The 22,279-nt window shown below is 62.8% G+C and carries 27 protein-coding genes; 9 read left to right on the top strand and 18 right to left on the bottom strand.

The window, feature by feature from the left end; all coding sequences use genetic code 11:
- Positions 1–38: 38 nt before the first annotated feature.
- The 4 genes from EGJ86_RS15380 to EGJ86_RS15365 all read right to left on the bottom strand — a co-directional run bounded on the left by EGJ86_RS15380 (position 39) and on the right by EGJ86_RS15365 (position 2,285).
- Positions 39–1,202 (bottom strand): EAL domain-containing protein, encoded by a 1,164-nt coding sequence (locus EGJ86_RS15380; protein ID WP_125835717.1) that lies wholly within the window; start codon positions 1,200–1,202, stop codon positions 39–41.
- 101 nt (positions 1,203–1,303) lie between these two features.
- Positions 1,304–1,603: a hypothetical protein gene (locus EGJ86_RS15375; protein WP_125835716.1), complete on the bottom strand. Its 300-nt coding sequence runs from the start codon at positions 1,601–1,603 to the stop codon at positions 1,304–1,306.
- Positions 1,600–1,959, bottom strand: a complete 360-nt coding sequence (locus EGJ86_RS15370; protein ID WP_125835715.1) for a phage holin family protein — start codon at positions 1,957–1,959, stop codon at positions 1,600–1,602. Before EGJ86_RS15370 ends, EGJ86_RS15375 begins: the two co-directional genes overlap by 4 nt.
- Before the next feature lie 8 nt (positions 1,960–1,967).
- Positions 1,968–2,285 carry a YqjD family protein gene (locus EGJ86_RS15365; protein ID WP_099523377.1) on the bottom strand — a complete coding sequence of 106 codons (318 nt, stop codon included), beginning with the start codon at positions 2,283–2,285 and terminating at the stop codon, positions 1,968–1,970.
- A gap of 371 nt (positions 2,286–2,656) precedes the next feature.
- On the opposite strand from EGJ86_RS15365, the gene EGJ86_RS15360 reads away from it, so the two are divergent.
- Positions 2,657–3,865 carry an ammonium transporter gene (locus tag EGJ86_RS15360; RefSeq protein WP_125835714.1) on the top strand — a complete coding sequence of 403 codons (1,209 nt, stop codon included), beginning with the start codon at positions 2,657–2,659 and terminating at the stop codon, positions 3,863–3,865.
- Between the two features lie 85 nt (positions 3,866–3,950).
- On the opposite strand, the gene EGJ86_RS15355 is transcribed toward EGJ86_RS15360, so the two are convergent.
- Genes EGJ86_RS15355 through purM form a run of 3 tightly spaced genes read right to left on the bottom strand, consistent with a single transcriptional unit; the run spans position 3,951 to position 6,378 of the window.
- The gene (locus EGJ86_RS15355) at positions 3,951–4,667 is read right to left on the bottom strand and encodes a DUF3108 domain-containing protein (protein ID WP_125835713.1); all 717 of its coding nucleotides are present in this window, start codon (positions 4,665–4,667) and stop codon (positions 3,951–3,953) included.
- Positions 4,668–4,675: 8 nt separating this feature from the next.
- Entirely contained in the window at positions 4,676–5,320 is a 645-nt protein-coding gene (purN, locus tag EGJ86_RS15350) for a phosphoribosylglycinamide formyltransferase (protein ID WP_106735007.1), read from the bottom strand.
- On the bottom strand, positions 5,320–6,378 hold the full coding sequence (gene purM, locus EGJ86_RS15345) for a phosphoribosylformylglycinamidine cyclo-ligase (protein ID WP_125835712.1): 1,059 nt from the start codon (positions 6,376–6,378) through the stop codon (positions 5,320–5,322). The genes purN and purM overlap by 1 nt, the downstream gene beginning before the upstream one ends.
- A gap of 247 nt (positions 6,379–6,625) precedes the next feature.
- Here purM and EGJ86_RS15340 point away from each other — a divergent pair, with 247 nt between their 5' ends.
- From EGJ86_RS15340 to hda, 3 genes are all read left to right on the top strand, one after another.
- On the top strand, positions 6,626–7,666 hold the full coding sequence (locus tag EGJ86_RS15340; RefSeq protein WP_125835711.1) for a DUF2066 domain-containing protein: 1,041 nt from the start codon (positions 6,626–6,628) through the stop codon (positions 7,664–7,666).
- 73 nt (positions 7,667–7,739) lie between these two features.
- Complete coding sequence (locus tag EGJ86_RS15335) at positions 7,740–8,822, top strand: AI-2E family transporter (protein ID WP_125835710.1); 1,083 nt, start codon at positions 7,740–7,742, stop codon at positions 8,820–8,822.
- Complete coding sequence (gene hda, locus EGJ86_RS15330; protein ID WP_125835709.1) at positions 8,819–9,523, top strand: DnaA regulatory inactivator Hda; 705 nt, start codon at positions 8,819–8,821, stop codon at positions 9,521–9,523. Before EGJ86_RS15335 ends, hda begins: the two co-directional genes overlap by 4 nt.
- 175 nt (positions 9,524–9,698) lie before the next feature.
- Here hda and EGJ86_RS15325 read toward each other — a convergent pair whose 3' ends face one another.
- Genes EGJ86_RS15325 through arsC form a run of 4 tightly spaced genes read right to left on the bottom strand, consistent with a single transcriptional unit; the run spans position 9,699 to position 11,753 of the window.
- Entirely contained in the window at positions 9,699–10,394 is a 696-nt protein-coding gene (locus tag EGJ86_RS15325) for an alpha/beta fold hydrolase (protein ID WP_125835708.1), read from the bottom strand.
- Positions 10,394–10,804, bottom strand: coding sequence for a DUF2069 domain-containing protein (locus tag EGJ86_RS15320; protein ID WP_106735010.1), 411 nt, complete (start codon positions 10,802–10,804; stop codon positions 10,394–10,396). The genes EGJ86_RS15325 and EGJ86_RS15320 overlap by 1 nt, the downstream gene beginning before the upstream one ends.
- Positions 10,805–10,806: 2 nt before the next feature.
- The gene (wrbA, locus tag EGJ86_RS15315; RefSeq protein ID WP_125835707.1) at positions 10,807–11,403 is read right to left on the bottom strand and encodes an NAD(P)H:quinone oxidoreductase; all 597 of its coding nucleotides are present in this window, start codon (positions 11,401–11,403) and stop codon (positions 10,807–10,809) included.
- The gene (arsC, locus tag EGJ86_RS15310) at positions 11,400–11,753 is read right to left on the bottom strand and encodes an arsenate reductase (glutaredoxin) (protein ID WP_125835706.1); all 354 of its coding nucleotides are present in this window, start codon (positions 11,751–11,753) and stop codon (positions 11,400–11,402) included. The genes wrbA and arsC overlap by 4 nt, the downstream gene beginning before the upstream one ends.
- Before the next feature lie 142 nt (positions 11,754–11,895).
- On the opposite strand from arsC, the gene EGJ86_RS15305 reads away from it, so the two are divergent.
- Positions 11,896–13,113 (top strand): YihY family inner membrane protein, encoded by a 1,218-nt coding sequence (locus EGJ86_RS15305; RefSeq protein WP_125835705.1) that lies wholly within the window; start codon positions 11,896–11,898, stop codon positions 13,111–13,113.
- A 211-nt stretch (positions 13,114–13,324) separates the two neighbouring features.
- Positions 13,325–13,537: a hypothetical protein gene (locus tag EGJ86_RS15300; RefSeq protein ID WP_256672455.1), complete on the top strand. Its 213-nt coding sequence runs from the start codon at positions 13,325–13,327 to the stop codon at positions 13,535–13,537.
- A 48-nt stretch (positions 13,538–13,585) separates the two neighbouring features.
- Here the strand turns inward: EGJ86_RS15300 and EGJ86_RS15295 are convergent, their stop codons facing one another.
- Together EGJ86_RS15295 and EGJ86_RS15290 are read right to left on the bottom strand one after the other, a co-directional pair.
- Entirely contained in the window at positions 13,586–13,978 is a 393-nt protein-coding gene (locus EGJ86_RS15295; RefSeq protein ID WP_017679001.1) for a hypothetical protein, read from the bottom strand.
- 114 nt (positions 13,979–14,092) lie between these two features.
- Positions 14,093–15,499 (bottom strand): PilZ domain-containing protein, encoded by a 1,407-nt coding sequence (locus tag EGJ86_RS15290; protein WP_125835704.1) that lies wholly within the window; start codon positions 15,497–15,499, stop codon positions 14,093–14,095.
- 30 nt (positions 15,500–15,529) lie between these two features.
- On the opposite strand from EGJ86_RS15290, the gene EGJ86_RS15285 reads away from it, so the two are divergent.
- Positions 15,530–16,006 carry a TlpA disulfide reductase family protein gene (locus EGJ86_RS15285; protein WP_106735014.1) on the top strand — a complete coding sequence of 159 codons (477 nt, stop codon included), beginning with the start codon at positions 15,530–15,532 and terminating at the stop codon, positions 16,004–16,006.
- 48 nt (positions 16,007–16,054) lie between these two features.
- Here the strand turns inward: EGJ86_RS15285 and EGJ86_RS15280 are convergent, their stop codons facing one another.
- Genes EGJ86_RS15280 through napE form a run of 5 tightly spaced genes read right to left on the bottom strand, consistent with a single transcriptional unit; the run spans position 16,055 to position 20,117 of the window.
- Entirely contained in the window at positions 16,055–16,651 is a 597-nt protein-coding gene (locus EGJ86_RS15280; protein WP_003461527.1) for a cytochrome c3 family protein, read from the bottom strand.
- 11 nt (positions 16,652–16,662) lie between these two features.
- Positions 16,663–17,148 (bottom strand): nitrate reductase cytochrome c-type subunit, encoded by a 486-nt coding sequence (locus tag EGJ86_RS15275; protein ID WP_092376465.1) that lies wholly within the window; start codon positions 17,146–17,148, stop codon positions 16,663–16,665.
- Between the two features lie 11 nt (positions 17,149–17,159).
- Positions 17,160–19,664: a nitrate reductase catalytic subunit NapA gene (gene napA / locus EGJ86_RS15270; protein ID WP_125835703.1), complete on the bottom strand. Its 2,505-nt coding sequence runs from the start codon at positions 19,662–19,664 to the stop codon at positions 17,160–17,162.
- Complete coding sequence (locus EGJ86_RS15265) at positions 19,661–19,921, bottom strand: chaperone NapD (RefSeq protein ID WP_125835702.1); 261 nt, start codon at positions 19,919–19,921, stop codon at positions 19,661–19,663. Before EGJ86_RS15265 ends, napA begins: the two co-directional genes overlap by 4 nt.
- A 28-nt stretch (positions 19,922–19,949) precedes the next feature.
- Entirely contained in the window at positions 19,950–20,117 is a 168-nt protein-coding gene (napE, locus tag EGJ86_RS15260) for a periplasmic nitrate reductase, NapE protein (protein WP_039964770.1), read from the bottom strand.
- A gap of 235 nt (positions 20,118–20,352) precedes the next feature.
- Between napE and EGJ86_RS15255 the strand changes: the two genes are divergently transcribed.
- Both EGJ86_RS15255 and EGJ86_RS15250 read left to right on the top strand, forming a co-directional pair.
- Positions 20,353–21,525 carry an MFS transporter gene (locus tag EGJ86_RS15255; protein ID WP_125835701.1) on the top strand — a complete coding sequence of 391 codons (1,173 nt, stop codon included), beginning with the start codon at positions 20,353–20,355 and terminating at the stop codon, positions 21,523–21,525.
- A gap of 112 nt (positions 21,526–21,637) precedes the next feature.
- The gene (locus tag EGJ86_RS15250; RefSeq protein ID WP_125835700.1) at positions 21,638–22,243 is read left to right on the top strand and encodes an outer membrane beta-barrel protein; all 606 of its coding nucleotides are present in this window, start codon (positions 21,638–21,640) and stop codon (positions 22,241–22,243) included.
- Positions 22,244–22,279: the final 36 nt, after the last annotated feature.

The raw sequence follows: 22,279 nt of genomic DNA, 5'->3' as shown, positions 1-22,279 counted from the left end.
GCTTGGGTGTTCATGCCGCCGGCTGCAACCCCGGTTGGTTACAGGCCGGCGGCGTCGATATCCACCAGCAGCAGCCGGCGGCCGTTATCGATGAACTGGCCGGCGGTCAGGCAATATTGGTTGGTGGTGGCGTCGCGGTAGGTGGTGGAGAGCGTCAGGCGCCGTTCTTCCCAGCCTTCGGCCAGCAGTTGATAGAAGTAGGGGCGCCATGACCAATTGTGGCCGAGGTAGCGATCATCGGCCTGCCAAGCCCCTTGGCGCCATTCCAGGTTTGGCGTGAGTTGGGTGCCGTGGCGGTCGCACTGATAGATGCGCAACAGCCAGGGATAGTTGTCCGGTGCTTTCAGGCTCGTTGTCGGGGCACCGCTTTCGGCCCAGAACCTCAGTTCGGACATCAGCTCGGCCAGTTGCTGGCGCAGGTTGACCAGGCGTGCGCGTTCGGCAAGTTTCTGTTGCACGTAGTTGTCACGCAGGCGCGCGAAGCGGCCGACGAAGGCATCGCTGGCGAATAGCTCCTCTTCCGGCTTGGCGAACAAGAATCCCTGCACATAGCGGGCGCCGCACTCCAGTGCGAAGTTCAGCTCGGCTTCGGTTTCCACGCCTTCGGCGATGATCCAGCAGCCGGTTTTTTCGGCCATTTGCGCCAGGGCCTTGACCACTTCACCGCTGGGGCCGCCACGGGCGGCTTCCTGAAACAGGCGCATATCCAGCTTGAGGATGTCCGGTTGCAGCGCCAGTACGCGGTCGAGCTGTGAATAGCCGGCGCCGAAATCGTCGATGGCGATGCGTGCACCGGCGTCGCGGTAGCGCGATACCACGTCGGGCAGGCGTTGGCTGGCGCCGCCGAGTTCGGTGATCTCGAAAACGATGCGCGTCGGGTCGATACCGCTGCGTTGTAGTTGGATCAAGCTGGGCAGAGGTTGCGCCGGGCGCAAGCGGCTGATCCAGCGTGGCGAAATGTTCAGGCTCAGGAACCAGTCCGACGGGGCTTGATGAAAGCGCTGCAGGGCATCTTCGCGGACCTGTCGATCAAGGCGGCGCAGGGCGGCGGGTGGGGTTTTCGGGTCGGCGAAAAGCGGCCCGGCCGAGCGCGCCTGGCCTTTGTCATCGCGCAGCCGAGCCAGCGCCTCGACACCGGCGATACGACCGGTGGCGGTGTCGATAAAGGGTTGGAAGACGGCAAAAGGCAGTCCGTCGATCACCTGGTTTGTCCTTAGCGCTGAGCGGTTGAGCCGCCTGATGGCGGTTGGGTTACTCAACCAAGCAAGATCGCGGCCAGGCCAGGTCTAGACCAATCGGCGTTTCAGTCGATACCGCTTTGCCGACGTCGAAGTAGTGGCGCAATGATCAATGCCAGGCGCAACCAGCGACGCCAACCGCGTTTACCACCGAGGAGTCCGGCCAGTGCCAATGCGCCGCCAGTGAGCAAAAAGGGTGCATTACCCTGGCGCAGGCGTTGGCCAAACTCGCGTACCTGCTTGAGTGGTTGACTGATTTGCAGCACTTCATGGCGCAGTTCCTGGCGGTGCATCTCCAGGCGCATGCGCAGCACGGCTTTACGCAACTGACGGCGCGAGGCGCCTGGTGGCAAGTTGGACGTCATGGCAGCAGTTGCTCGCGGTCACGTTGCAGTTCTTCCAGGCTGGCGCTGAACGGTGTTTCGGCGTTGCGCAGACTGATCAGCAGCCAGGTGGCACACCCTACCAGGCCAGAACCGTAGAACAGGCAAAGACCCGTAGCAACCGCCAGGCGGTGGCTGTCCCAGTAGACGATTAGCAGCAGTGCGGACAGACCTATCAGCAGAAGCAGGGCGAAGGCCAGGCACAGGCCGCCCAGAACCAGCGCGCGCAGTGCCTGGTTGCGTTGGTCTTCGAGTTCATGGGCCAGCAGCGCCACATGGCCCTGGAGGAGGCCCAGTAGGGCCGCCCCCAGGCGCCGTGGCGATGGTCCATTGGACATTGGCGCTGTCAACGGCGGCTGATCAGCAGGCCGAGCACCAGGCCGATAGCGGCCGACAACCCCAGTGCCTGCCATGGGTGCTTGTGCACATAGTCTTCAGTGGCGTCGACGGCGATCTTGCCCTGCTCGCGCAGGCCAGACTCGGCTTTGTGCAGGGTGTCTCGGGCACGATCTAGGCTGCCGCGAATGTCATCACGCAGGGCCTCGGCGTGTTCGCCGGCGAGACTGGCGGAATGTTGCAGGAGCTTCTCGGTATCGCTGACCAGAGCCTGGAATTCATCCAGCAGGGCGTCCTTGGTGCTTGGAGTAGCGGCTTTGCGGGGCATAGTGAGCAGTCCTCTGCGTTGGTATGTGCTACTTACGATTGCTCTGCAGCGTGAGGGTTCCGCAAGAATAGTCGGGAAGTGACCGGCCTGGCGTTTGGTATAGCGATTGCATTTTGCTGGTGCGCGAAGGTCGAGAAATGCCCTGTGATGGGGCTTTTTCGGGGCGGCTCAGGATGGTCCATTTCGCGCATAACCATTTGATTAACAAGAAATAAGCATCGATATGTCGACATATGGTGGCGCTATTTTAGGGCCACTCGACGGCACTTTTCGAGGGCGCCTCACTGTGTCTGGCTGCATTGTGGTGCGCGTTTTCGGGTTTGTGCCTTTGTTTGGTGCCTTTTCTTCTGCCTCCGGAGTTTTCTTTCTCGATGGAAAACATCAACAGTGCCGTGGCCACCCTGATCCACGGCTCCAATACCCTGTTCATCCTGCTGGGTGCCATCATGGTCCTGGCCATGCATGCCGGCTTTGCCTTTCTCGAAGTGGGCACGGTGCGGCAGAAAAACCAGGTCAACGCGTTATCGAAGATTCTCTCGGATTTCGCTATTTCCGCCTTGGCATATTTCTTCATCGGCTACTGGATCGCCTACGGCATCAATTTCTTCGAGCCGGCTGCGGTGCTGACGGAGAACCATGGCTACGGCCTGGTGAAGTTCTTCTTCCTGCTGACCTTCGCCGCGGCAATTCCGGCGATCATCTCCGGTGGTATTGCCGAACGTGCCAAGTTCGGCCCGCAGCTGTGCGCCACGGCATTGATCGTAGCCTTCGTCTACCCCTTCTTCGAAGGCATGATCTGGAACGGCAACTACGGCTTCCAGGCCTGGCTCGAGGCTCGCTTCGGTGCCGGCTTCCATGACTTCGCCGGTTCGGTGGTGGTGCATGCCATGGGCGGCTGGTTGGCCTTCGGCGCCGTGCTGCTGCTGGGGCGCCGCAACGGGCGTTATCGCGACGGCAAGCTGGTGGCCATGGCGCCCTCGAACATTCCGTTCCTGGCACTGGGCTCGTGGATCCTGATCATCGGTTGGTTCGGCTTCAACGTGATGAGCGCGCAGACGCTCGAGGGCGTCAGTGGCCTGGTGGCGGTCAACTCGCTGATGGCCATGGTTGGCGGTACCGTCGCCGCGCTGCTGGTAGGGCGCAACGACCCAGGCTTCCTGCATAACGGCCCGCTGGCTGGTCTGGTCGCGATCTGCGCCGGCTCGGACTTGATGCATCCGATCGGTGCTCTGGTCACTGGCGCGATTGCCGGCGCATTGTTTGTCTGGGCATTCACCGCGACGCAGGTGAAGTGGAAGATCGACGACGTGCTCGGCGTCTGGCCACTGCATGGCCTGTGCGGTATCTGGGGCGGCATCGCCTGCGGCATCTTCGGCCTGGAGGCATTCGGCGGCCTGGGTGGCGTGAGCCTGGCCAGCCAGGTGATCGGCACCGCGTTGGGGGTTGTGGTCGCGCTGCTCGGTGGCTTCGTGGTGTATGGCCTGCTCAAGGTGTCGCTGGGTATTCGCCTGAGTCAGGAAGAGGAATACAACGGTGCTGACCTGTCGATTCACAAGATCGGTGCGGTGAGTCAGGATTGAGAGGCCAGGGCTGGCGTTATTTGCCAGCGTTTACGGCGGGCAATAAAAAACCGGGCAATGGCCCGGTTTTTTATTCAGTTGTAGATCAGTCGCGACGACCTTCTACCGATTTGCCGGCGACGGTGCCTTCCTTGAGCATGATCTGGTATTCCTTGCCGTCGGTTTCCACCTGATGCAGGCGCACCAACAGGTGGCCCCAGTCTTTGGCGAACCACAGCACGGTCTTGCGGGTGCTTTGCGTGGGGTCACGCACGCGTTCGACCTTGATTGCGTCGATCAGGCCCGCCTTGGTGCGTACCACTTCTTCGCCCAGCACGCGGAAGTCATAGGTTTCGATCTCGTCACCGTCGACCACCTGGTAGCTCACGCTCTTCTTGCCGGCCGCAACGTCCTCTTGCAGGGCAACCTGGTAGGTCGATTTGTCCAGCAGGCCACGGTTGAGCGGCAGTCGCACGGCATCGCCACGGTCGCTGCCGATGCCTTGCTTCTGCTCCCAGTCGAAGTCCTGCTCGACCTTCTTGCCTTTGCCCAGGCCGCTGCGATTGAGGCGGTAGGTCAGTGGCAGCAGGGCGCCGTTGTCGACGCGGAAGGTGCTTTCTTCGGTGAGGCCGGCGACCAGCATCGAGGCTTCGAAGTTGAGGGTCCAGCGGCCGTCGTCTTCACGTTTGAGGCTGCGCTCGGCGCTGCCACTGACCGGCAGCTGCTTCCAGTCCGCGGTGTAGCTGGCGGAGAAGGGCTGCAGGTCCTCGGCAAAGGCGGACAGGCTGAACAGTGTCAGGGCGAACAGCAGGGCACGACGCATAGAGTCTCCTAGGTTCGAATCAGGTGGCCGCTGGCAGGCAGCGGCTGGCCATCCAGCATTGCGCCTTGAGCGCCAAGACGCAAGCGGCCTTCGGCAAACCAGCGTACTGCCAGCGGATAGATCTGGTGTTCCTGCTGGTGCACGCGGCGAGCAAGGCTTTCGGCCGTGTCGTCTGCCTTGATCGGCAACACAGCTTGTACGACCAGAGGGCCACCATCGAGTTCCTCGGTCACGAAGTGCACGCTGCAGCCGTGTTCGCTGTCGCCGGCTTCCAGGGCGCGCTGATGGGTATGCAGCCCCTTGTGCTTGGGGAGCAGTGACGGATGGATATTCAGCAGGCGGCCTGCGTAGTGCTGAACGAAGCCCGGCGTGAGGATGCGCATGAAGCCAGCCAGCACCACCAGGTCAGGCTGGTGGGCATCGATGGTCTGGATCAGGGCGGCATCGAAGGCGTCGCGGCCATCGAACTGCTTGTGGTCGAGCAGACCGGTGGCGATCCCGGCCTGTTTCGCCCGCTCCAGGCCATAGGCATCGGCGCGGTTGCAGATAACCGCGGCGATGCGGGCCGGATTGCCGTCGTGGCCGACGCTGTCGATCAGCGCTTGCAGATTGCTGCCTGATCCGGAGATCAGGACGACGACATTGCAGGGCATCAGTGGGCTTTCAGGTTGTTCAACTGAACCTGGGCTGCGCCTTCTGCTGCGGCGGTGATCTGGCCGATGACCCAAGGTTGCTCGCCGCTGGCGCGCAGGCTGGCCAGGGCGGTTTCGACCTGATCCTGAGCGACGCAGATGACCATGCCGACGCCGCAGTTCAGCACGCGGTGCATTTCATGCTCGTCGACGTTACCTTGCTCCTGCAGCCAGTCGAATACGGCCGGGCGATTCCAGCTGGCCACGTCGATCACGGCCTGTGCGCCCTGCGGCAGTACGCGCGGGATGTTGTCCAGCAGGCCGCCGCCGGTGATGTGAGCCATGGCCTTGACCGCACCGGTGTCCTTGATCAGCTTGAGCAGCGGCTTGACGTAGATGCGGGTCGGCGCCATCAGCAGGTCGGCCAGAGCCTTGCCGCCCAGTTGCACCTGTTCGATGTCGGCGCCGGAAACTTCGATGATCTTACGGATCAGCGAGTAGCCATTGGAGTGAGGGCCGGAGGAAGGCAGGGCGATCAGAGCGTCGCCGGTTACGACCTTGGAGCCGTCGATGATCTCGGCCTTTTCCACCACGCCGACGCAGAAACCGGCCAGGTCGTAGTCTTCGCCTTCGTACATGCCCGGCATTTCGGCGGTTTCACCACCGACCAGGGAGCAGCCAGCGAGTTCGCAACCAGCGCCGATGCCGGTCACCACGGTGGCGGCGACGTCGACGTTGAGCTTGCCGGTGGCGTAGTAGTCGAGGAAGAACAGCGGCTCGGCGCCGCAGACCACCAGATCGTTGACGCACATGGCGACCAGGTCCTGGCCGATGCTGTCGTGCTTGTTCAGGTTCAGTGCCAGGCGCAGCTTGGTGCCGACACCGTCGGTGCCGGATACCAGTACCGGTTGCTTGTAGCCGGCCGGGATCTCGCACAGGGCGCCGAAGCCGCCCAGGCCACCCATGACTTCCGGACGCGCAGTGCGCTTGGCGACGCCTTTGATGCGTTCGACCAGGGCTTCACCGGCATCGATGTCGACGCCTGCGTCCTTGTAGCTGATGGAGGGTTGCTTGCTCATAGATCCGGGCCTTTGGATGGGGAGTTCGTGTAGGCGCCGACGTGGCGCAGGCTCATCCAAGGAGCCCGGCGCGCGTACCGGCTGGCGAAGGCGCGCGATTTTATCAGGCTTGCCCGGTAGCGGCCACTCGTGTGCATGCGCTTCGTCGCAGGCACTGGCTCTGGTTGCCGGGGCTTGAGCGGCTGTTTAAGGTATAGGCCTTTGTGCCCGCCCGCCGTGCGGCCATCCCTTGCGAGAGTCCACCCCAATGCGTTTGCCCATCCGCCTGTTGTTCCTCTGTCTGTCGCTGCTGAGCCTGCCGGTATTGGCCGCGCCGGTTACCGGTCTGTACCAGGTGCGCGAGCCGGTGGCCGACCAACAGCCGGAAACTCGCGACGCTGCCATGCAGAAAGCCCTGCAGACGCTGGTGCTACGCCTGACCGGCGACGCCAAGGCGTTGCAGAGTGCCGGGCTTGAAGGGCTGCGCAAGGACCCGCAACAGATCGTCAGCCAGTACGGTTATGAAGGCGACGCGCTGCTGGTCGAGTTCGATCCGGGCAGTACCGAGCGCCAGTTGCGGCAGGCCGGCCTGGCTCTGTGGGGGGCCAATCGCCCGGCCATCCTGACCTGGTGGCTCAACGAGTCGCCTGAAGGCAGCCAACTGGTTGGTGAAAGCCAGAGCGCATCGGCACTGCTACGCGATGCCGCGCAACACCGTGGCTTGCCACTGCGTTTGCCGCTGGCGGACCTGAGCGAGCAGGCGCTGGGTACTGCCGATGTGCTGCTGGCCAACGATCCACAAGCCCTGCGCGAGGCGTCCGAGCGCTACGGCGCCGATGCCTTGCTGGCCGTGCAGGCGACTGAAAGCGGCGGCAGCTGGCAGGCGACCTGGCGCCTGTGGCTGGGTGACGAGCGCGAGCAGGGCAAGGCAGAGGCCGCCGATCAGGCTGCGCTGGCCGATGCAGTGCTGCTGGCCGTGGCCGAGCGCCTGGCGCCGCGTTTCCTGGTCAAACCGGGTGCTGCGCAGAGCCTGACGCTGGTGATCGAGGGCGCAGACCTGGGCCGTTTCGCGGCACTGGAGCGCTTGCTCGAACCCTTCGCCGCGCGTTTGCAGGAAATCGACGGCCAGCGCCTGGTTTATCAGGTCAGCGCCAGCCCGGAGCAGCTGCGCGCGCAACTGGCATTGGGGCAACTGCAGGAAGTCAGTGAGCCGCTCGATGCTGCTGAGCCAGTAGAGAATCCGGAGGCCGCTGCAACCGAGGCGCCGCAGGTGAAGCCGCGCACCGATCAATTGCGCTTTCGCTGGTAGAATCTGCGCCGGGTAGACCACAGCCCAGTTACGCGGCGCCTTCCTGGCGCCGTTTCGCATCGAGGACGCGAGCATGACCGATTCCACCCGTTGGCTATGGATGGCTGGGCTGTTTCTGCTCGGCTGGCTGCTGTACCTGTTGCACCCGATTCTTTCCCCGTTCCTGATCGGTATCCTGCTGGCCTACATGGGCGACCCGCTGGTCGACCGCCTTGAGCGGCATCGGCTGTCGCGCACGGGGGGCGTGGTGGTGGTATTCGCTCTGTTCGCTCTGGTATTGCTGATCCTGCTGCTGGTGTTGGTGCCCATGCTGGGACGACAGCTGGTGCGTCTATATCAGCTGGCGCCGGAAATGCTCGATTGGTTGCAAGGCACGGCCTTGCCGTGGTCGCAGTCGCATCTGGGGTTGCAGGATGACCTGCTGCAGGTCGATCAACTCAAGCAGGTCTTTACCGACAACATCGGCAAAACCACCGATGTGCTCAAGGCGGTGCTGGCCCAGGCGACATCCTCGGGGTTGGCACTGCTGGCCTGGCTCGGCAACCTGATGCTGATTCCGGTGGTGAGCTTCTACCTGATGCGCGACTGGGATCTGCTGGTCGAGCGCGTGCGCCGCCTGCTGCCACGCCAGCGCGAAGGATTGATCGTCAAACTGACTGGCGAATGCCATGAAGTGCTGGGCGCCTTCCTGCGCGGCCAATTGCTGGTGATGCTGGCGCTGAGCGTCATCTATTCGGTTGGCCTGATGTCGGTGGGGCTGGAGCTGGGGCTGTTGATCGGTGTGTTGGCGGGTCTGGCCAGTATCGTGCCGTACATGGGCTTTATCGTCGGTATCGGTGCGGCGCTGACCGCTGCGCTGTTCCAGTTCGGTCTCGAGCCCTATCCGCTGATCGGTATCGGCGTGGTGTTCATGATCGGCCAGTTGCTAGAGGGTATGGTCCTCACGCCCATGCTGGTGGGCGATCGCATCGGCCTGCACCCGGTCGCGGTGATCTTCGCCATTCTCGCGGGTGGCCAGCTGTTTGGCTTTACCGGCGTGCTGCTGGCCTTGCCAGTTGCTGCCGTGATCATGGTTCTGCTGCGCCATGCCCATGATTTGTATAAACTTTCCGGCCTTTACGGAGAGAGCAGCGGTTCCCACGAGCCCCCCACATGAAACCCATCCAGCTTCCCTTGGGGGTGCGTCTGCGTGATGACGCCACCTTCGCCAATTACTACCCCGGCGCCAATGCTGCGGCCCTGGGCTATGTCGAGCGCTTGTGCGAGGCCGACGCCGGCTGGACGGAAAGCCTGATCTACCTGTGGGGCGCCGAAGGCGTCGGGCGCAGCCACCTGCTGCAGGCGGCCTGCCTGCGTTTCGAACAGCGTGGCGAAGCGGTGGTGTATCTGCCGCTCAGCGAAGTGGTGCAGCACGGCCCGGAGTTGCTCGACAACCTTGAGCTGTGCGAGCTGGTCTGCCTCGATGATCTCGATGCCGTGGCCGAGCGCAGCGACTGGGAAGAAGGGCTGTTCCACCTGTTCAACCGTCTGCGTGACAGCGGCAGGCGCTTGTTGCTGGCAGGCACCATGTCACCGCGCGAGTTGCCGATTCAACTGCCTGATCTGAAGTCGCGACTGACCCTTTCGCTGATCTTCCAACTGCATGAACTGTCCGACGAGGACAAGCTGCGCGCCCTGCAGCTGCGCGCCTCGCGTCGTGGCCTGCAGATGAGCGATGAAGTCGGCCGCTTCATCCTCACCCGTGGCGAACGCAGCATGAGCGCGTTGTTCGAGCTGCTGGAACGCCTGGATCAGGCCTCGCTACAAGCCCAGCGCAAGCTGACCATTCCCTTTCTCAAGGAAACCCTGGGCTGGTAGGGGCGGCAGGCCTCAAGCTGCCAGCAAGAGCGTAACTCGGATGCAATCCGGGAATCCCTGCATAGCATCCCCGAATGTGATCCGGACTACGGGCTCTCTGGGGAAATCATGTGTAGGAGCGAGCTCTGCTCGCGAACTTTTAGCTGCACAAGAGCTTCGCGAGCAGAGCTCGCTCCTACAGATCCAAAGGCTTTCTATTCGCGCCTATTTCCTGCATGAACGCAGCGATTGCTTGGGCACAGACCTTTGGCCGCGCCTGCAGGATGAAGTGCGGGCCATCTAAGCGATGCTGGCGGATGTCGCTGCAAAACTGGGGCAGTCGCTGGGCCGCGGTGTTGGCAACCAGGCGATCCTGTTGTGGCCAGAGGTGCAGGCAGGGTAGATCCAGGGTTTGCGCTGGTGCTTGTAATGCGGCCAGGGTTCCCAGGCGGGCGCGCAGCAGTGTCTGATCCAGTCGGCGAATTTCCCTTCGTACCCGTTGCAGGATGTCTTCTTCTGCCGTGTTGCCCAGGCACAGTGCGCGCAGCAGCTTGGGCTGCGTGGCCAATGTCAGCGGCACGGATAGGTGTCTGAGCAGCGGCAGGGCGACATTAGGGCGGGTCAGGAACGAGGCAACGAAGATCATGCCGCGCATTCCTGTTGGCTGGCGCAGGGCGAGCTGGTAAGCGAGTGGGCCGGAAAACGACTCACCCAGCAGGACGAAAGGCGTGCTGCCAAGCTGCGGATAAAGTGCTTCGCTCAGGCTGTGATAGTCCTGTGGCCCTTGCGCTGGCAGGCTCAGCACCTGGCAATCGATGTCCTGAAGCTCGTCGAGCAATGGCGCAAAGAGGTGGCTGCTGCCGTTCAGACCGGGCAGCAGCACCAGGCGCATCAGGTTTCCCCAGCCAGCTTGCGGTCGTACTGAAAACGCCAGCGGGTGTAGAGCAGTGCGCAGCAGAACAGGCCGAAGCTGATCACGGCCTCCAGTGCGCCGAACAGTGCACGCGCCGGATCGATGGCGGCGAGTACGCCCTGGATGAAGTAGATGTTGACCACGAAGCAGGCCCAGGCATGTGCGCGGGCGTTACCCAGCAACATACCGGGAGCGAGCAGTGCAAGCGGCAGCAACTGGATCGCCAATACAACCCCGACCCGCGCGCCATGCAGGTCAGCGAAGGCCAGATTCCATACCAGTAGCAGGGTCAGCAGGGCGATGAAGCTGAACAGGCTCAGCGCTCGGCTGAGTTTGACCCGTGGCTCCAGCCACTCGAGGCTGGGCAAGGGTTTCTTCGCTCGGGCCACGTTCAGCGCTCCAGTTTGCTGGCGGTTTGCGCCAGGCGTTGACCCAGAGCACGGCACAGGGTGATTTCATGTTCGTCCAGCGCACGCTTACCGTCGCTGCCAGCGTGGTGGCTGGGGCCATAGGGCGTACCGCCGCCGCGGGTTTCGAGCAGCGCCGCTTCGCTGTAAGGCAGGCCGCAGAGCAGCATGCCTTGGTGCAACAACGGCAGCATCATCGACAGCAGGGTGGTTTCCTGGCCGCCATGCAGGCTGGCAGTGGAGGTGAACACGCCAGCCGGCTTGCCGACCAGTTCGCCGGTGAGCCACAGATTGCTGGTGCCATCGATGAAGTATTTCAGTGGCGCCGCCATGTTGCCGAAACGGGTCGGGCTGCCCAGGGCCAGACCCGAGCAGTTCTTCAGATCATCCAGGGTTGCGTACATGGCGCCGTCCGCCGGCACGCTCGGCGCAACGGCTTCGCATTCGCTGGATACCGCAGGCACCGTGCGCAGGCGCGCCTCCAGGCCAGCCATCTCGACGCCACGGGCAATCTGTTTGGCCATCTGCGCGGTGGCGCCATGGCGGCTGTAGTAGAGCACCAGTATGTAGGGCGCACTCATGCCAGCAGCTCCAGTACTTTTTCCGGTGGTCGGCCGATCACGGCCTTTTCGCCAGCGATGAGGATCGGGCGCTCGATCAGCTTGGGATGCGTGACCATGGCCTCGATCAGTTGCGCCTCACTCAAGCTGGTATCGCTCAGACCCAGCGTCTTGTATTCGTCCTCGCCGCTACGCAGCAGGTCGCGCGCAGATATACCCAGTTTGCCGAGCAGATTCTTGAGCTCGCTGGCGCTGGGTGGCGTTTCCAGATAGCGCACGACTTGCGGTTGCAGGCCGCGGGCTTGCAGCAGCTCCAGAGCACCGCGGGATTTCGAGCAGCGCGGGTTGTGGTAGAGGGTCAGGTCGGTCATGGTGGCTCGCATCCGGCTTGAAGTGGCGGCTATTCTAACCGCCTGATGCGAGGATGCACGCAAATCGCTGGGGCAGCTTTGCTGCGACCTTTTTACGCGGCGCATTGTCTGTCTGTTTAGGTTTGAGGGCTAAGGAGAGGTCATGCTGCGTCGTTTGAAGGACTGGATGGGGTTCTGGCTCAGCCTGTATCAGCGTTTCGTGGATAACCGCGGCGCAGGCAACGCAGCGGCGTTGACCTACACCACCTTGTTCGCCGTGGTGCCGATGATGACCGTGACCTTCGCCATGCTGTCGGCAATTCCGGCGTTCCAGGGTGTGGGCGAGGAAATCCAGGGGTTCATCTTCAACAACTTCGTACCCTCTACGGGCGAGACGGTGCAGGAGTATCTGCGTGAGTTCACCACGCAGGCGCGGCAGCTGACCTGGTTCGGCGTCGGCCTGCTGGCCGTTACCGCCTTCCTCATGCTGGTGACCATCGAGAAGACCTTCAACGTGATCTGGCGGGTACGTCAGCCACGCCGCGGGATGTCCAGCTTCCTGCTGTACTGGGCGATTCTCAGCCTTGGGCCGCTGCTGCTGGGGGCCGGTTTCGCGGTCAGTACCTATATCGCCTCGCTGTCACTGATCTCCGGGCCGGACGCAGTAATCGGCGCCAAGACGCTGCTTGCTTTCACGCCGTTGTTATCGAGCATCGCGGCCTTTACCTTGCTCTATGCCGCGGTCCCCAACACTCGGGTGCCGTTGTCTCATGCTCTGCTGGGCGGCCTGTTCAGCGCCGTGCTGTTCGAGGTTGCCAAGGCGCTGTTCGGCCTCTATGTGCGGCTGTTTCCCGGTTATCACCTGATCTACGGCGCCTTTGCCACGGTGCCGCTGTTTCTGGTGTGGATCTATCTGTCCTGGTTGATCGTGCTGCTGGGCGCCGAGCTGGTGTATGGCCTGTCGCAACCGCGGCACTGGCGCCGCGAGCCTATCCCCAAGGGGCTGATTGTGCTGGTGGTATTGCGGCTTTTGCTCAAACGTCAGCAGAAGGGCGAGGCTCTGCATTACGGCGACATGCAACGTGCGGGCTGGCGGTTGCCCGAAGACGAGTGGGCGCAGGTGATGGATTTTCTCGAGCGCGAGCACCTGGCATGCAAGGCCAATGGCGGAGGGTGGGTGTTGTGCCGCGATCTGCACAACTTCTCCCTGCATCAGTTGCTCGAGTGCAGCCCTTGGCCGTTGCCGACTCTGTCGCAACTACCGGCTCAGCTCGACGAACCCTGGTATCCGGCATTGCGCGAGGGACTGGAGCGGCTGCAAGCGGAGCGCGAGGAGCAGTTCGGAGTCAGTCTGGCGGATTGGTTACCGGGGAAGGGCTGAGCACACTTGCGCGACATTGTGGGCGACGGTGAATGAGAGAGGGCGCCGAAAAGGGGTGACAAAAAACGTCAGTTTCAGGCGTTGCCCAGGCCTGCTGTGATCTGGGCGCAGGGGCAGGCGTCAATGGATGCGTTACAGAAGGCCTGGCACGCTTCTAGCAACTGCAAGGTCAGTTGCTATCGAACTGCCAGCAGGGCAGGGATCGCTGAGGATGCAGGCAGTAATGACGGTTAAAAACAGGGTAATCCACCTTCATCGACGCGATCCGCAGGAAGCGCTGACGCGGCTCAATCGAATCACCGGGCTGCACTTTGCACGCTGGCCGAAGTCGCTGCTCGAGCACGTGGCTGCCGAAAACCTGCAGCCAGACGCTGACGATTCAAGTCCACAGGCCGCGCCCAGCCCTGGAGTTTCCTCCGGCTGAAAGCAAAACCCCGCGTCGATGCGCGGGGTTCGATGTTGCCGTTCTGGTTCAGGCCATGGCCTGGCGGCTTTCGCTGTTGGCCAATTCGACGGCCTGAACGAAGAACTCCTCGACTACCAGGCTCTGCGCCGGCACCGCCGAGCGCAGGCGCACCTGCATGTCTTCGATCTTCAGCCGCACCGGCATGCGAGCGACCCCGGAGAGCAGGATCTTGCCATGGGCATTGACCTTGCCGTGGTCGACATTCACCTCGCGACGCTTGTCCCCGTCGCGGTAACTCACCAGCAGCGACACCGGCAGATTGGCCAGCCCCGGCAGTTGCAGCCAGGTGGCGACGTTGTATTCGGCTACGCGCCCCTCGTAGGGCGTGACCAGCAGGTGAGCGACGTCGACGATGCGCGAGGGCACGGAGCCAATCAGCTTGTCTTGCGCTTGGGACATGGTGAAATTCCAGGCTGGGTGAGACTTGAGTGCCAGGAATTATAAGCAGCCACCTGCTGGCGAAACTGTGCACTCGGCGGACAGGCCGCGTGACTGGAGTCGCAGTTTCGCATATCAGGCCAGGCGCAGCGGGTGGCGGGTAACCGATGAGGTCTGCAGGTTACTGTCGGGCAGCGGCAGGATCGCCTGGTTATGCACACTGGCCAGTTGCAGCCAGAGGTGCTCGCCGGAGCTGAACTGGCCATTGGGCAGCCACAGGCCGTGGTGCCAGCCGTTGCCGGGGGCCGGGGTGCTCTGCAGCACGCCTGGGTGAGTTTGCGCATTGGGGGCGCGTCGTAGCCAGACCGGACGTGGCAGACCTTTGAGATAGCGCAGCCCGAGGTGCAAGCCTTCGCTATTGAGATGACGCCAGCGCACCAATGCCAGGGTCGGTGTGGCATTGGTAAGCAGCAGAACCAGTTGCCCAACCTGCAGTTGTCCGCCCTCGTTGGCGTTGCACAGCAGGCGCGCGCCACCCGGACTGGCATCGAGAAGCTGCGCCTCGGTGCGCTGCGGCAGCTTGTCCAGCAGTTGCGCATGAATGGCCGGCAGGCCCACCAGCAGGCTGCATTGTCCGTCCAGTTCGGCGCGTTCATGGCGGCGTTGCTGGCGCCCCAGCCAGTGCTGGCGTACCCGTTCGAGCAACTGGCGCTCCTGCATGCTTTGCAGTGGTGCTGGCTCATGCAACGCGATCAGCAGCGCGCCCAGTTCGAAGCGGCGCAGGTTGGCGGTTTTGCCTTCGATACGCTGTTCGAAACTCAGGCAGGCCTGTGATTCGCTGAGGTCGACTACCGGGCCTTCGGCGTCGTCTTCCTCGTCCCAGGCTTGCAACCTGGCCAGCGCCGCCAGAGGTGCCAGCGCGCTGAACAGAGTCAGGCATTCGCCTTCATCGAGATGGAAGGGATTGCTCAGGGCCAAGAGCAGCATCTGCTGGTAAAGGCCGCGCAGGGTACTGGCCGGTTTCGGCTCGAAGGCCGCCGCCACTGGTTCGTCCAGACACTGCTGGTGCTCGCCGATCCAGTACAGCAAGTGGCTGTCGCGCCAGAGCGCTGCAGGTGGCTCCTGGTACAGCTGGTAGTGGCGCAGCAACTGCTGGGCAAGGAAATGCTGGGCCATGTACAGGCACCAGGCCAGGTGCGGCATCGACGGCTGGCGACCCTGCAGGATTTGCAGCAGCAGGCGTTTGAAGCCGATCGCCAACTCGCCGCAGAAACGCACGAACAGCGTGCTTGGCGGATGCTGGCGATTGGCAAGGCTGGCGTAATGGCGGTACTCGTCACTGAAGTTTTGCAGCGCACGCTGCCTTTCCAGTAAGGTCAGAGCGCTGCGATTGAGCGAAAACAACAGGCCCAGCACTTGTTGCAGGCCATTTTCCGGCTCCAGATGGCGAGCTGCCGCGAGTCGTTGAGCGATTTCCGCTGGCGATACGCTGTTGTCCTCGCGGATGTCCGGTACTTCCAGGCGCAGGGCATCCAGCGTCATATCAACCCCGGGTGGGCGAGGATCGAGTACATGGGCTTAGGGCTCCGGAGTTTCGGCAAGGCTGTTATGGGTATCTGCGCCGGTCTGCTGCTGACGGCTTGTGCCGAAGATTACGGCCTTGATCAGCATGGACGAAAGGTAACGGCTGAGAGCCTGGATGGCCAGTGGCTAGTCATTAATTATTGGGCTGAGTGGTGTGCGCCGTGTCGCACGGAAATTCCCGAACTCAACGCCTTGGAAGAACAGCTGAAAACCCAGTCGGCGCGGGTGATCGGCGTCAACTTCGATGCCCTGCAGGGCGATGACCTCAAGCGTGCCGCGGACAGTTTCGACATTCGTTTCACCGTGCTGGCGCAGGACCCGGCGGCGCGCTTTGAGCTGCCGCGCAATGACGTGCTGCCGGTGACCTACATTGTCGACGCCGATGGCAGGCTGCGTGAGCGCCTGGTAGGCGAGCAGACGGCCGCCGGCCTGCTCGAACATTTGCAGCAACTGCGCCAGAACTAGAAACGCGCAGGGTGCGCCCTGTCACCCCGTGCGGGGAAGTCATGGCGCTTACCAACCCGGCACCCCACTCATGTCCGGTAGCTGGTGGGCGATGCCCTTGTGGCAATCGATGCAGGTGGCTGCGCCGCTGGCCAGGGCGCTGGAGTGCATCTGGCGGGCGCGCGGGCTCTGTTTGGTGAAGTCCATGTAGTCGAAGTTGTGGCAGTTGCGGCATTCCAGTGAATCGTTGGCCTTGAGCCGTGCCCATTCGTGTTCGGCCAGTTCGCGACGCTTTTCCAGAAACTTCTCGCGGGTGCTGATGGTACCGAAGATCTTGCCCCAGACTTCCTTGGACGCCTGCATCTTGCGCGCGATCTTGTCCGTCCACTGATGCGGTACGTGGCAGTCCGGGCAGGTGGCGCGCACCCCGGAGCGGTTGCTGTAGTGAATGGTGTCCTGCAGCTCGACGTACACGTTGTCACGCATCTCATGGCAGGAGATGCAAAACTGCTCGGTATTGGTGGCCTCCAGCGCGGTGTTGAAACCGCCCCAGAAAATGATCCCGGCGATGAAGCCGCCAAGCGTGAGAAAACCCAGGCTGTAATGCACGCTTGGGCGGCGCAGGATGCCCCAGTACTCCTTGAGTAGGGCCATTAACGACTTCATGAAAGGCCTCCTCAGGGTTTTGCCGTGCCGGCGGCTTCGTCGCCGAGCAACTGGTCGATATTGCGGAAGGCGTTACCGACCAGAGGTTTGACCTCCTGCTGGGTGACGTGGCACTGGGTACAGAAGTAGCGCCGTGGTGAAACCGCCGCCAGGGCCTGGCCGTCACGATCCATGTAATGAGTGATGCTGATCATCGGCGCCTGGCTGCGGGCGCTGCCGGCGCGGCTGTGGCAGGTCAGGCACTTGTTGCCGTTGGCGTCGACCTGATAGCCGCGAATGCTGTGCGGAATGGTCGGCGGCTGCTCGGGGTAATTGCGCTCGCGCTTGATATCCTTGTTCTCTTCATTGCCGAGCACGGGCGCCGGTAGGCTCTGGCTCAGGGTGCCGCCAGGGCGGCGACCGTCCGGTGCCGGAGCGTCGAGCGGGTAATTGAGCTCGCCGGCGATGGCCAGACCAAAGGCGGCGAGCAGTAACAGAGGCAGAAAACGCAGAGTCATGACGGTTCTCCTCAGGCCAGGCTGACCAGTTCGATCTTCACCGCACACTTCTTGTAGTCGGTCTGCTTGGAGATCGGGTCGGTGGCGTCCAGGGTGACCTTGTTGATCAGTTTGTTGGCGTCGAAGAAGGGCACGAACACCAGGCCACGCGGCGGCTTGTTGCGACCACGGGTTTCGATGCGCGCGCGGATTTCCCCACGTCGGCTGATCACCTTGACCTCGCTGCCGCGTCGCGCCTTGAGTGCCTTGGCATCGTCCGGGTGCATGTACACCAGGGCATCGGGCACGGCGCCGTGCAGCTCCTCGACGCGCTGGGTCATGCTGCCGGTGTGCCAGTGTTCGAGCACGCGGCCGGTGCTGAGCCAGAACGGGAAGTCGTCATCCGGTGCCTCCGCTGGTGGCTCATAGGGCAGGGCGAAGATCAGCGCACGTTTGTCCGGGTAGCCGTAGAACTGCACGCCGCTGCCTTTTTCCACGTAGGGGTCGAGGCCTTCGCGATAGCGCCAGCGCGTTTCCTTGCCGTCAACCACCGGCCAGCGCAGGCCACGCTCGGCGTGATAGCTGTCGAAGGGCGCCAGGTCATGGGCATGGCCGCGACCGAACTGGGCGTATTCCTCGAACAAGCCCTTCTGCAGGTAAAAGCCAAAGGCCTCGGCCTCGTCGTTGGCATAGCCGGCCTCGATCTGTTCGCGGGGGAACTGGTCGACCTGGCCGTTGGCGAACAGCACCTGGTACAGCGTCTTGCCCCTGTATTCCGGGGCCTTGGCCAGCAGTTCGGCAGGCCAGACTTCATCGGTGGTAAAGCGCTTGGAAAACTCCACCAGTTGCCACAGGTCGGACTTGGCCTCGCCCGGTGCCTTGACCAGTTGATGCCAGAACTGCGTGCGGCGCTCGGCATTGCCGTAGGCGCCTTCCTTCTCCACCCACATGGCGCTGGGTAGGATCAGGTCGGCAGCCTGGGCCGAGACGGTGGGGTAGACATCGGAGACGATGACGAAGGCCTGCGGGTTGCGCCAGCCGGGGAGGATCTCCTGCATCACGTTGGGGCCGGCCTGCATGTTGTTGCTGACCTGGGTCCAGTAGACCTTGAGCACGCCGTCCTTGAGCTTGCGGCTCTGCTCCACGGCATGAAAGCCGGGCTTTTCCTGGATGGTGCCGGCCGGCAGCTTCCAGATCTTCTCGGCGGTTGCACGGTGTTTGGGGTTGGCCACCAGCATGTCGGCGGGCAGACGATGGGAGAAAGTGCCCACCTCGCGCGCGGTGCCGCAGGCCGAGGGCTGGCCGGTGAGGGAGAAGGGGCTGTTGCCCGGTTCGCTGATCTTGCCGGTGAGCAGGTGCAGGTTGTAGATCAGGTTGTTGGCCCAGACGCCACGGGTGTGCTGGTTGAAGCCCATGGTCCAGAACGACATGACCTTGCGCTTGGGATCGGCGTACAGCTCGGCCAAGGCCTTGAGGCGCTCGACCGCCACGCCGCTTTCCTTGGCGGTGCGCTCCAGGGTGTAGGGTTTGACGAAGGCGGCGAACTGCTCGAAGGACATGTCCTCCCAGGTATTGGCCTTGGCCGCGTTCTTGGCCTGCATCTCCAGCGGGTTGTCGGCGCGCAGGCCGTAGCCGATGTCGTCGGCGCCGCGGGCGAACTTGGTGTGTTTGCCGACGAAGTCCTTGTTCACCGCGCCGCTTTCGATGATGTGGTTGGCGATGTAGTTGAGGATCAGCAGGTCGGTCTGCGGTTTGAACACCAGCGGGATATCGGCCAGGTCGAAGCTGCGGTGCTCGAAGGTGGACAGCACGGCGACCTTGGTGTTCGGATGGCTGAGGCGACGATCAGTGACCCGGCTCCAGAGGATGGGGTGCATTTCTGCCATGTTCGAGCCCCACAGCACGAAGGCGTCGGCGGCCTCGATGTCGTCGTAGCAGCCCATTGGCTCGTCCATGCCGAAGGTGCGCATGAAGCCCATCACCGCCGAAGCCATGCAGTGGCGCGCGTTGGGGTCGATGTTGTTGGAACGGAAACCGGCCTTCATCAGCTTGTTGGCGGCGTAGCCTTCCCACACCGTCCATTGCCCTGAACCGAACATGCCGACGGCCTCGGGGCCATGCTCGCGCAGCGCCTCCTTGGTCTTCTGTTCCATGATGTCGAAGGCCTGCTCCCAGCTCACCGGCTGGAATTCACCCTGCTTGTCGTACACGCCATTCTTCATGCGCAGCAGCGGTTGGTTGAGGCGGTCGACGCCGTACATGATCTTCGACAGGAAGTAGCCCTTGACGCAGTTCAGGCCGCGATTGACCTCGGCCTTGACGTCGCCGTGGGTGGCCACCACGCGGTTGTCGCGGGTGGCGACCATCACGCTGCAGCCGGTGCCGCAGAAGCGGCAGGGCGCCTTGTTCCAGTCCAGGCGGGTCATGTCCGCTTCGGTGATCAGGTTGCTGGCGGTCGTCACCAACGGCAGACCGGCGGCAGCGGCGGCAATGGCAGCAGCGTTGGCCTTGGCAAATTCACGGCGGGAAAGCTTCATTCTGAGTCTCCTTCTGTGTCGAGGAGTTCGTGGTAAACCAGAGCGGCATTGAGCACGCCTGGCAACGCGTTGATCTGTTCGAGGCGGGCGAGGATGTGGCGCTCGTGTTCGGTTTCCTGCACCACCACCAGCTTGCCTTGCGGGCTTTCCTGATGCAGTTCGAGGCCTTCCAGCTGGCGCAGGTTGGCTTTCACCGCAGCCAGCCATTCGGGCCGTACGTGCACCAGCAGACTGGAAATATGCATAGAGGCGGCCATGTTCCGTGGCTCCGTAGGTAAGGAAGGATCAGGTGGGTGGGCCAGGTGGGCCGAGTAGCATCTGCATGAACCAGATGATGAATCCGTAGCCGCCGACCAGCGCGACCGAAAGGATGGGGAACAGGCAGACCACGAGAAAGACGAACAGGCGAGTTTCCTTGCCTTTCATGGCGCTGCGTTCGGGCGGGGTAGCCATTCGCTCTTCTCCGTTGCGTTCGCAATTGAGGCTAGACCCTAACGTTAGTAAGGGCAAAGTCTGTTGAGCTGGATCAAGGAAAAGGAATTGCACGAGCGGTAATGGCACGCGCTCGCGATTATCGATAGCGTGCTAATATTTCGTCTGGTTTCATTCACCTGCAGGCGTCACCCGGTTCGGTCTTGCGGCATGTTCCGGCTATCGCTTGCATCCAGCTTCGTGAGCCAGTCCACCCATGTCCGTGACTCATCTGAGCCGTGGCAGCGCCGGTTATCGGCGTGCCACCCTGGCGCTGTTCTGCGCCGGTTTCGCCACCTTCGCCATGCTTTACTGCGTGCAACCCCTGCTGCCGTTGTTGGCTGCGCACTTTCGCGTGTCTGCGGCCAGCAGCAGCCTGGCGCTTTCGCTGACTACCCTGAGCCTTGCCCTGTGCCTGCTGGTATCCGGTGCACTGGCCGAGAGCTGGGGGCGCAAGCCGGTGATGGTCGCGGCGCTGGGCCTGGCCGCGCTACTGGGGATCGCCTGTGCGCTGGTGGAGCAGTGGAGCAGCCTGCTGATTTTGCGTGCGCTGCTGGGACTGGCGCTGAGCGGTTTGCCGGCGCTGGCCATGGCCTATGTCGGTGAGGAGTTCGACCCTGAAGCGCTACCGGCAGCGATGGGGCTGTATATCGGCGGTACGGCGCTGGGCGGTCTGCTCGGGCGCTTGCTGGCCGGCCTGCTCAGTGACCTGGGCGGTTGGCCCTGGGCCCTTGGCGGCATTGCCGGGCTCGGCCTGTTGGCGTTGGGGCTGTTTCTCTGGCTGCTGCCGCCGTCGCGGCATTTCACCGCCCAGCCGTTGTCCTTGCGCGGCCTGTTGCGCAACTTCGCCCTGCATCTGAGCAACCCGCGCTTGCGCGTGCTGTTCGCTCTGGCCTTCCTGCTCATGGGCGGCTTCGTTGCGCTGTTCAACTATGTCGGCTTTCGCCTGGCGGGTGCGCCATTCAACCTGTCGGCGACGGTCATCGGCCTGCTGTTCACTGTCTATCTGCTCGGCATTCTCAGTGCTGGCTGGGCCGGGCGCCTGGTGCCACGCTTCGGCGCACGCCAGGTGTTGCATGGCGGCATCGGCCTGATGCTGTTGGGGGTAGCCCTGTGCGCTGCGCCCTGGCTGAGCGCTGCGGTGGTGGGGCTGGCACTGTTCACCTTGGGTTTCTTCGCGGCTCATGCGGTTGCCAGCGGGCAGGTCGGTATCCATGCGCAGGGGGCCAAAGCGCAGGCCTCGGCGTTGTACCTGTGTGCCTATTACCTCGGTTCCAGCCTGGTGGGCTACGTTGGTGGTTATGTCTGGGAGCACGCCGGCTGGCTGGCGTTACTCGGCGTTCTGGCCTCGTTGTTTATCCTCGCCAGCGCTCTGGTACGGCGTATCTAGGCTGTTTGCCGCTCGTTCAGTGCATGTTCAAGGAGGGTTCAGGAGGGATTCAGTAGTCTTCCCGCAGACTTGTTGCCGAGTTGATCAAAACTGCAACGAGAGGAATGATTCAATGAAAATCACCCTGAACCGTATCGCATTCGCCACCTGCCTGGCCCTGGGCGCAACCGCTGCCCAGGCCAACGACAATTTCGTCGGCCTGACCTGGGGTCAGACTGACAACAACATCCAGAAATCCAACGCGCTGAATGCCAACCTCGGCAACCCCAAGTTGGACAAAGTGATCGATGGCGAGGGCACCTGGGGTGTCCGCGCCGGCCAGACGACTGCTGACGGTCGCTACTACGCGACCTACGAGAATGTCTCCGACAGTCACAATGGCTACAAACTGCGTCAGCAGAATCTGCTCGGTAGCTGCGACATGTTCGCCCCGCTGGGCAGCAACAACACCAAGCTGTTCGGTGGTGTAACCGCCGGCCTGGTCAAACTCGAGCAGGAGAGCCGCGGCTTCTCCCGTGACAGCGACATTGGATTTGCTGCGGGTCTGCAGGCCGGTATCCTGCAGGAACTGAACAGCAATACCTCGATCGAAGCCGGCTATCGTTATCTGCGTACCAACGCCAGCACAGAAATGGCACCGCGTGGTGAGGGCAAGGCCGGGTCGCTGGATCTGCATAGCAGTTCGCAGCTCTACCTCGGCGCCAACTTCGCCTTCTAATGGCGGCTTAGCGTTATCAGGCCGGGCATCAGTCCG

The organism is Pseudomonas sp. o96-267, assembly GCF_003935465.1.
Classification (GTDB): Bacteria; Pseudomonadota; Gammaproteobacteria; order Pseudomonadales; family Pseudomonadaceae; genus Aquipseudomonas; species Aquipseudomonas sediminis.
Note: the sequence above shows the minus strand (reverse complement) of the source record. Positions and strands in the feature narration are given on the sequence as shown.

What these genes read in the sequence shown, in the direction of transcription:
- EGJ86_RS15250 (WP_125835700.1), top strand. Translation starts at nt 21,638, where the DNA reads ATGAAAATCACCCTGAACCGTATCGCATTCGCCACCTGCCTGGCCCTG.
- EGJ86_RS15375 (WP_125835716.1), bottom strand. Translation starts at nt 1,603, where the DNA reads ATGACGTCCAACTTGCCACCAGGCGCCTCGCGCCGTCAGTTGCGTAAA.
- EGJ86_RS15340 (WP_125835711.1), top strand. Translation starts at nt 6,626, where the DNA reads ATGCGTTTGCCCATCCGCCTGTTGTTCCTCTGTCTGTCGCTGCTGAGC.
- wrbA (WP_125835707.1), bottom strand. Translation starts at nt 11,403, where the DNA reads ATGAGTGCGCCCTACATACTGGTGCTCTACTACAGCCGCCATGGCGCC.
- napA (WP_125835703.1), bottom strand. Translation starts at nt 19,664, where the DNA reads ATGAAGCTTTCCCGCCGTGAATTTGCCAAGGCCAACGCTGCTGCCATT.
- napE (WP_039964770.1), bottom strand. Translation starts at nt 20,117, where the DNA reads ATGGCTACCCCGCCCGAACGCAGCGCCATGAAAGGCAAGGAAACTCGC.
- hda (WP_125835709.1), top strand. Translation starts at nt 8,819, where the DNA reads ATGAAACCCATCCAGCTTCCCTTGGGGGTGCGTCTGCGTGATGACGCC.
- EGJ86_RS15265 (WP_125835702.1), bottom strand. Translation starts at nt 19,921, where the DNA reads ATGGCCGCCTCTATGCATATTTCCAGTCTGCTGGTGCACGTACGGCCC.
- EGJ86_RS15295 (WP_017679001.1), bottom strand. Translation starts at nt 13,978, where the DNA reads ATGTCCCAAGCGCAAGACAAGCTGATTGGCTCCGTGCCCTCGCGCATC.
- EGJ86_RS15275 (WP_092376465.1), bottom strand. Translation starts at nt 17,148, where the DNA reads ATGACTCTGCGTTTTCTGCCTCTGTTACTGCTCGCCGCCTTTGGTCTG.
- EGJ86_RS15335 (WP_125835710.1), top strand. Translation starts at nt 7,740, where the DNA reads ATGACCGATTCCACCCGTTGGCTATGGATGGCTGGGCTGTTTCTGCTC.
- EGJ86_RS15285 (WP_106735014.1), top strand. Translation starts at nt 15,530, where the DNA reads ATGGGCTTAGGGCTCCGGAGTTTCGGCAAGGCTGTTATGGGTATCTGC.
- EGJ86_RS15370 (WP_125835715.1), bottom strand. Translation starts at nt 1,959, where the DNA reads ATGTCCAATGGACCATCGCCACGGCGCCTGGGGGCGGCCCTACTGGGC.
- EGJ86_RS15300 (WP_256672455.1), top strand. Translation starts at nt 13,325, where the DNA reads ATGCAGGCAGTAATGACGGTTAAAAACAGGGTAATCCACCTTCATCGA.
- EGJ86_RS15290 (WP_125835704.1), bottom strand. Translation starts at nt 15,499, where the DNA reads ATGACGCTGGATGCCCTGCGCCTGGAAGTACCGGACATCCGCGAGGAC.
- EGJ86_RS15355 (WP_125835713.1), bottom strand. Translation starts at nt 4,667, where the DNA reads ATGCGTCGTGCCCTGCTGTTCGCCCTGACACTGTTCAGCCTGTCCGCC.
- EGJ86_RS15365 (WP_099523377.1), bottom strand. Translation starts at nt 2,285, where the DNA reads ATGCCCCGCAAAGCCGCTACTCCAAGCACCAAGGACGCCCTGCTGGAT.
- arsC (WP_125835706.1), bottom strand. Translation starts at nt 11,753, where the DNA reads ATGACCGACCTGACCCTCTACCACAACCCGCGCTGCTCGAAATCCCGC.
- EGJ86_RS15325 (WP_125835708.1), bottom strand. Translation starts at nt 10,394, where the DNA reads ATGCGCCTGGTGCTGCTGCCCGGTCTGAACGGCAGCAGCCACCTCTTT.
- purN (WP_106735007.1), bottom strand. Translation starts at nt 5,320, where the DNA reads ATGCCCTGCAATGTCGTCGTCCTGATCTCCGGATCAGGCAGCAATCTG.
- EGJ86_RS15360 (WP_125835714.1), top strand. Translation starts at nt 2,657, where the DNA reads ATGGAAAACATCAACAGTGCCGTGGCCACCCTGATCCACGGCTCCAAT.
- EGJ86_RS15280 (WP_003461527.1), bottom strand. Translation starts at nt 16,651, where the DNA reads ATGAAGTCGTTAATGGCCCTACTCAAGGAGTACTGGGGCATCCTGCGC.
- EGJ86_RS15305 (WP_125835705.1), top strand. Translation starts at nt 11,896, where the DNA reads ATGCTGCGTCGTTTGAAGGACTGGATGGGGTTCTGGCTCAGCCTGTAT.
- EGJ86_RS15255 (WP_125835701.1), top strand. Translation starts at nt 20,353, where the DNA reads ATGTCCGTGACTCATCTGAGCCGTGGCAGCGCCGGTTATCGGCGTGCC.
- purM (WP_125835712.1), bottom strand. Translation starts at nt 6,378, where the DNA reads ATGAGCAAGCAACCCTCCATCAGCTACAAGGACGCAGGCGTCGACATC.